The sequence below is a fragment of the Bradyrhizobium sp. SHOUNA76 genome (genome assembly GCF_023006445.1).
Taxonomy (GTDB): Bacteria; Pseudomonadota; Alphaproteobacteria; order Rhizobiales; family Xanthobacteraceae; genus Bradyrhizobium.
This window is the reverse complement of record NZ_JALBHA010000005.1, coordinates 60,330-66,481: the sequence shown is the minus strand read 5'-3', so window position 1 is coordinate 66,481 and position 6,152 is coordinate 60,330. Positions and strand designations below refer to the sequence as shown.

Here is a 6,152-nt window from a genome sequence, read left to right as displayed (position 1 = left end):
CGGGGTGGACGAGAAGGCCTTCGCGCTCGCCTACGCCGGTCCTGCGGTGCGCAAGCTGGCACGCGAACTGGGTGTCGATCTCGGCAAGGTCAAGGGATCCGGTGATCACGGCCGCATTGTGCGCGAGGACGTCGAGGCCTTTGCCAAGGGCGGAGCTGCGTCTGCCAAGCCGCAAGCTTCGGCCGCTGGCGGCGGCGGTGTCGGCGGCATCGACCTTCTGCCCTGGCCTAAGATCGATTTCGCAAAGTTCGGTCCGGTCGAGCGCAAGGAGCTCGGCCGCATCAAGAAGATTTCCGCGGCCAACCTGCATCGCAACTGGGTCGTCATCCCGCACGTCACCACCCATGACGAGGCTGACATCACCGAACTCGAGCAGTTCCGGGTGAAGATGAACAAGGAACTAGAGAAGAGCGGCGTCAAGCTCTCGCTCCTGCCGTTCATGGTGAAGGCGGCCGTTGCGGCGCTGAAGAAATTTCCGGAATTCAACGCCAGCCTCGACGGCGACACGCTCGTCTACAAGAACTATTGGCACATCGGCTTTGCTGCGGACACGCCGAACGGTTTGATGGTGCCGGTGATCCGCGATGCCGACAAGAAATCGCTGCCCGAGATCGCCAACGAGATGAACGCGCTCGCAAAGCTCGCACGCGAGGGCAAGATCAAACCCGACCAGATGCAGGGCGGCACCTTCTCGATCTCCTCGCTTGGCGGCATCGGCGGCATCTACTTTACGCCGATCATCAACGCGCCGGAAGTCGCAATCATGGGCGTCTGCAAGGGATACTGGAAACAGCATTCGCCTGATGGCAAGACCTGGACGTCGCGCTTGACCTTGCCGCTGTCGCTGTCCTGGGATCACCGCGTCATCGATGGTGCGGCCGCCGCACGCTTCAATGTCTATTTCGCCAACGTACTCGCCGATCTCAGGCGCGTGCTGTTCTGAGAGGGGGAGAGCAGCATGGCTCAGCAGATCGAAGTAAAAGTTCCTGATATCGGTGACTTCAAGGACGTGGCCGTCATCGAGGTCATGGTGAAGCCCGGTGAGACAGTGGCGGTCGACACCAGCCTGATCATGGTCGAGTCCAACAAGGCGTCGATGGAGATTCCGTCCTCGCATGCCGGTATCGTCAAGGAAGTCAAGGTCAAGATCGACCAGAAAGTCAGTGAAGGGTCGACCATCCTCGTGCTGGAGATGACGGGAGCTGCGGCTGCGCCGACGCATGCGCCGGCATCGCAGCCGGCTGCCGCGACGCCACCTGTTGCGCCTGCCGCGGCGTCCCATTCGGGCAAGGCGGACATCGAATGCGAAGTGCTGGTGCTCGGCGCCGGTCCCGGCGGTTATTCAGCGGCCTTTCGCGCTGCCGATCTCGGCATGAAGACTGTGCTGGTCGAACGCTACGATACGCTCGGTGGCGTCTGCCTCAACGTCGGCTGCATCCCGAGCAAGGCGTTGTTGCACACCGCGTCCGTTATCGACGAGGTTAAGCATCTCCCTGATCACGGCATTTCCTTCGGAGCGCCGCAAATCGACCTCGGCAAGCTGCGAGGGTTCAAGGACGGCGTCGTCAACAAGCTGACGGGCGGTCTTGCCGGCATGGCGAAGGCGCGCAAGGTCGAAGTGGTGACCGGCGTCGGGACCTTTCTCGATCCGCATCATCTCGAGATCGTGTCGGCGGGTGGCAAGAAGACGGTCAAATTTGCCCATGCCATCATCGCGGCCGGCAGTCAGGCCATGAAATTGCCGTTCCTTCCCGAAGATCCGCGCGTCGTCGATTCGACGGGTGCGCTGCAGCTGAAATCGATCCCGAAACGCATGCTGGTGATCGGCGGCGGCATTATCGGGCTCGAAATGGCGACGGTGTATTCGACGCTCGGTTCGCGCATCGACGTCGTCGAAATGCTCGACGGCCTGATGCAGGGCGCCGACCGCGATCTGGTCAAGGTCTGGGAGAAGACGAACGCCAAGCGCTTCGACAAGGTGATGTTGAAGACCAAGACGGTCGGCGCGAAGGCCAACTCGGCCGGGATTGAGGTGAGTTTCGAGGGTGAGCAGGCGCCTGCCGGGCCGCAAGTCTATGATCTCGTCCTCGTCGCCGTCGGCCGAAGCCCGAACGGCAAGAAGATTGGAGCCGAGAAGGCCGGCGTTGCCGTGACCGAGCGCGGTTTCATTGACGTCGACAGGCAGATGCGGACCAACGTGGCGCATATCTTCGCGATAGGGGACATCGTCGGCCAGCCGATGCTGGCGCATAAGGCGGTGCATGAGGCCCACGTCGCTGCCGAAGTCGCCCATGGTGAGAAATCATACTTTGACGCGCGACAGATTCCCTCGGTCGCCTACACTGACCCCGAAGTCGCCTGGGCTGGCAAGACCGAAGACCAATGCAAGGCCGAGGGCATCAAGTTCGGCAAGTCGGTCTTCCCTTGGGCGGCCTCCGGCCGCGCCATCGCCAACGGCCGCGATGAAGGGTTTACCAAGCTGCTGTTCGATACTGCGACGAACCGGGTCATCGGCGGCGGCATCGTCGGTACGCATGCCGGCGATCTGATCAGCGAAATCTGCCTTGCGATCGAGATGGGCTGTGAGCCGGCCGATATAGGCAAGACCATTCACCCGCATCCGACACTCGGCGAGTCCATAGGAATGGCGGCGGAAGTCTTCGAGGGCCATTGCACCGATCTGCCGCCGCAGAGAAAAAAATGACGTTGGTGGCGCAGACACGACGAGATCAGGGAGAAGATACGATGTCCGGAACAACGATTGCGGATCAGAAGAAGCCGATTTACCGGATTCTCTATGTTCAGGTGCTCGCGGCGATCGTGCTCGGTATCATCGTCGGCTGGCTGTGGCCAGATCTCGGCAAGAACGACTGGATCAAGGCGATGGGCGATGGCTTCGTCAAGCTCATCAAGATGGCCATAGCGCCCATCATCTTCTGCACTGTCGTCTCCGGAATCGCCCACATCTCCGAGGTGAAGAAGGTCGGCCGCGTCGCGGTCAAGGCGCTCATCTATTTCGAGGTCGTATCGACCTTCGCGCTGGCGCTGGGCTTGATTGTCGCCAACGTGCTGCACCCGGGATCGGGTTTCCAGGGACAATCGAACGCCGCAGCGGTCGCCGGCTACGCCAAGCAGGCAAGCGAGATGAAGTCGGTAGACTTCGTCCTGCACATCATTCCTGACACGGTAGTCGGCGCGTTCGCGCAGGGCGAGATACTGCAGGTCCTGTTGTTTGCAATCCTGTTCGGCTTTGCGCTGATGGGGCTCGGTGAACGGGCCCATACCGTACGGGCGTTCGTCGACGACGTCGCCCACGCGATGTTTGGTGTCATTTCGATCATCGTGAAGGTCGCGCCGATCGGTGCATTCGGAGCCATGGCCTATACGATAGGCCGGTACGGTCCGCAGGCGCTGGGCAACCTTGCCGGACTCATTGCCACTTTCTATCTGACAGCGCTGGTCTTCGTCATCGTGGTACTCGGCACTATCGCCCGTGTTGCCGGCTTCTCGATCTTCAAGTTCCTCAAATATATCAAGGACGAGCTGCTGATCGTGCTGGGGACGTCCTCCTCGGAGAGCGCACTTCCCCAGATGATGGAGAAGCTCGAGCGCCTCGGTTGCTCCAAGCCGGTCGTCGGCCTCGTGGTGCCGACCGGCTACTCATTCAATCTCGACGGCACCAACATCTATATGACGCTGGCGACGCTCTTCATTGCCCAGGCGATGAACGTCGAACTCAGCTTCGGTGAGCAGATGACCATTCTCATCGTTGCCATGCTCACATCGAAAGGCGCTTCCGGTATCACGGGCGCGGGTTTCATCACGCTTGCAGGCACCCTGGCTGCGGTCAGGCCCGAGTTGCTTCCGGGCATGGCGATCGTGCTCGGCATCGACAAGTTCATGAGCGAATGCCGGGCGCTCACGAACCTCTGTGGCAATGGCGTCGCCTGCGTGGTGGTGGCGTGGTGGGAGGGTGAGCTTGACCGCGAGAAGCTACGTGTCGCTCTCGATCGCGACATCGATCCGAGCGACATCGAGGTCGCCGTCACGACAGGCTAGGAACACCGCGGCGGTGATCTTCGAGGAGCATCGCCGTTCATCCATGGGTAGCAAAGGAGTTGATCATGACTGACGTAGTAATTGTCTCCGCGGCGCGAACGCCGGTTGGCTCCTTCAACGGGGCTTTGGGGTCGCTGACCGCCCACGAGCTCGGCGCGGTGGCGATCAAGGGCGCCCTCGAACGCGCAAAACTCGCGCCTGAAGACGTTGATGAGGTCATCCTCGGACAGGTCCTCGCCGGCGGCGAAGGGCAGAATCCGGCGCGGCAGGCCGCGATGGCAGCCGGCATTCCGCAGGAGAAGACGGCGTGGGGTATGAACCAACTCTGCGGTTCGGGCCTGAGGTCGGTGGCCCTCGGCCTGCAGCAGATTGCCAACGGGGATGCAAAAGTTATCGTTGCTGGCGGCATGGAGTCCATGTCGATGGCACCGCATCTGTCGCACCTGCGGAATGGCACGAAGATGGGCGACGTCAAGTTCATCGACTCCATGTTGAAGGACGGCCTGCTCGATGCGTTCCACGGCTACCACATGGGTGTCACGGCTGAGAACATCGCCGCCAGATGGCAGATCACCCGCGATGAGCAGGACTCGTTTGCCACAAGCTCGCAGAACAAGGCCGAGGATGCGCAAAAGGGCGGCAGGTTCAAGGACGAGATCGTTCCCGTCACCGTCAAGACGCGAAAGGGCGATGTCGTCGTCGACCAGGATGAGTATATCCGCGCCGGCACGACGCTGGACGCGCTTGCGAAGTTGAAGCCCGCCTTCAACAAGGAAGGCAGCGTGACCGCCGGAAACGCCTCCGGCCTCAATGACGGCGCGGCCGCCCTGGTGTTGATGAGCGCTGACGAAGCCAAAAAGCGCGGGCTGACGCCACTTGCGAAGATCGTCTCCTGGGCAACCGCGGGCGTTGATCCGGCGGTGATGGGCTCGGGACCAATTCCTGCTTCCCGCAAGGCGCTCGAGAAGGCCGGGTGGAAGGTCAAAGACCTCGATCTTGTCGAAGCCAATGAGGCCTTTGCGGCGCAGGCGATCGCCGTCAACAAGGATATGGGCTGGGATCCGTCCATCGTAAACGTGAATGGCGGCGCCATCGCCATCGGCCATCCGATCGGAGCATCCGGCGCGCGCGTGCTGACGACACTTCTATTCGAGATGCAGAAGCGCGGCGCGAAGAAGGGCCTAGCCACGCTGTGCATTGGCGGCGGCATGGGCGTCGCCTTGACGGTCGAGCGCTAGGCCCGCGGCTGATCCATTCGACCGGAACGAGACGCGGACGACCAGAGGCCGTCCGCGAACGACAACGGCTCACCGGAGCCGGCGAATACAACATGAACCGATCAAAATCAGGAGGGGATGATGTCAAGGGTTGCGGTGGTGACCGGCGGAACGCGCGGTATAGGTGAAGCGATCTCGGTTGGGCTCAAGGCAGCCGGCTACAAGGTGGCTGCAAGCTATGCCGGCAATGACGAAGCGGCCGCGAGGTTCAAGAGCGCGACCGGCATCAATGTCTACAAATGGGACGTGTCGAACTTCGAGGCCTGCGCGGCGGGTCTGAAGCAAGTCGAAGCCGACCTCGGTCCGGTGGATGTGCTGGTCAACAACGCCGGTATCACAAAGGACGGCATGTTCCACAAGATGACGCCGGAGCAATGGTACGGGGTCATCAACACCAACCTGAACTCGCTGTTCAATATGACGCGGCCGGTATGGGAGGGCATGCGCGAACGCAAGTTTGGTCGCGTGATCTGCATCTCCTCGATCAACGGTCAGAAGGGCCAGATGGGCCAAGTCAATTACTCCGCCGCCAAGGCCGGAGACATCGGCTTCGTGAAGGCGCTGGCCCAGGAGGGCGCGCGCGCCGGCATCACCGTCAACACGATCTGCCCGGGTTATATCGCCACCGAGATGGTCAAGGCGATCAACCCGGAAGTCGTCGCCAAGAACATCCTGCCCCAGATCCCGGTCGGCCGCCTCGGAGAACCGCATGAGATCGCGCGAGCGGTGGTGTTCCTGGCGTCTGACGACGCCGGTTTCATCACGGGCTCGACGATCTCAGCGAATGGCGGCCAGCACATGGTTTGAGCCATCGCC

General features: G+C 61.6%; 5 protein-coding genes. All 5 read left to right on the top strand.

Annotated features, from left to right (window positions below):
• Window positions 1-943, top strand: a 943-nt coding sequence (locus MOV74_RS01940; RefSeq protein WP_246917147.1) for a 2-oxo acid dehydrogenase subunit E2, incomplete at its 5' end; no start/stop codon positions are given.
• Window positions 944-958: 15 nt separating this feature from the next.
• The gene (gene lpdA, locus MOV74_RS01935; protein ID WP_246917144.1) at window positions 959-2,704 is read left to right on the top strand and encodes a dihydrolipoyl dehydrogenase; all 1,746 of its coding nucleotides are present in this window, start codon (window positions 959-961) and stop codon (window positions 2,702-2,704) included.
• Between the two features lie 41 nt (window positions 2,705-2,745).
• Entirely contained in the window at window positions 2,746-4,059 is a 1,314-nt protein-coding gene (locus MOV74_RS01930; protein WP_246917141.1) for a dicarboxylate/amino acid:cation symporter, read from the top strand.
• A 65-nt stretch (window positions 4,060-4,124) separates the two neighbouring features.
• Window positions 4,125-5,297 carry an acetyl-CoA C-acetyltransferase gene (locus MOV74_RS01925; RefSeq protein ID WP_246917138.1) on the top strand — a complete coding sequence of 391 codons (1,173 nt, stop codon included), beginning with the start codon at window positions 4,125-4,127 and terminating at the stop codon, window positions 5,295-5,297.
• Window positions 5,298-5,417: 120 nt separating this feature from the next.
• Window positions 5,418-6,143 (top strand): acetoacetyl-CoA reductase, encoded by a 726-nt coding sequence (gene phbB, locus MOV74_RS01920; protein ID WP_246917135.1) that lies wholly within the window; start codon window positions 5,418-5,420, stop codon window positions 6,141-6,143.
• Window positions 6,144-6,152 lie beyond the last annotated feature (9 nt).

Bases quoted from the DNA above. Each gene is read 5' to 3' on its own strand.
- MOV74_RS01930 (WP_246917141.1), top strand. From the start codon at position 2,746: ATGTCCGGAACAACGATTGCGGATCAGAAGAAGCCGATTTACCGGATT.
- MOV74_RS01925 (WP_246917138.1), top strand. From the start codon at position 4,125: ATGACTGACGTAGTAATTGTCTCCGCGGCGCGAACGCCGGTTGGCTCC.
- phbB (WP_246917135.1), top strand. From the start codon at position 5,418: ATGTCAAGGGTTGCGGTGGTGACCGGCGGAACGCGCGGTATAGGTGAA.
- lpdA (WP_246917144.1), top strand. From the start codon at position 959: ATGGCTCAGCAGATCGAAGTAAAAGTTCCTGATATCGGTGACTTCAAG.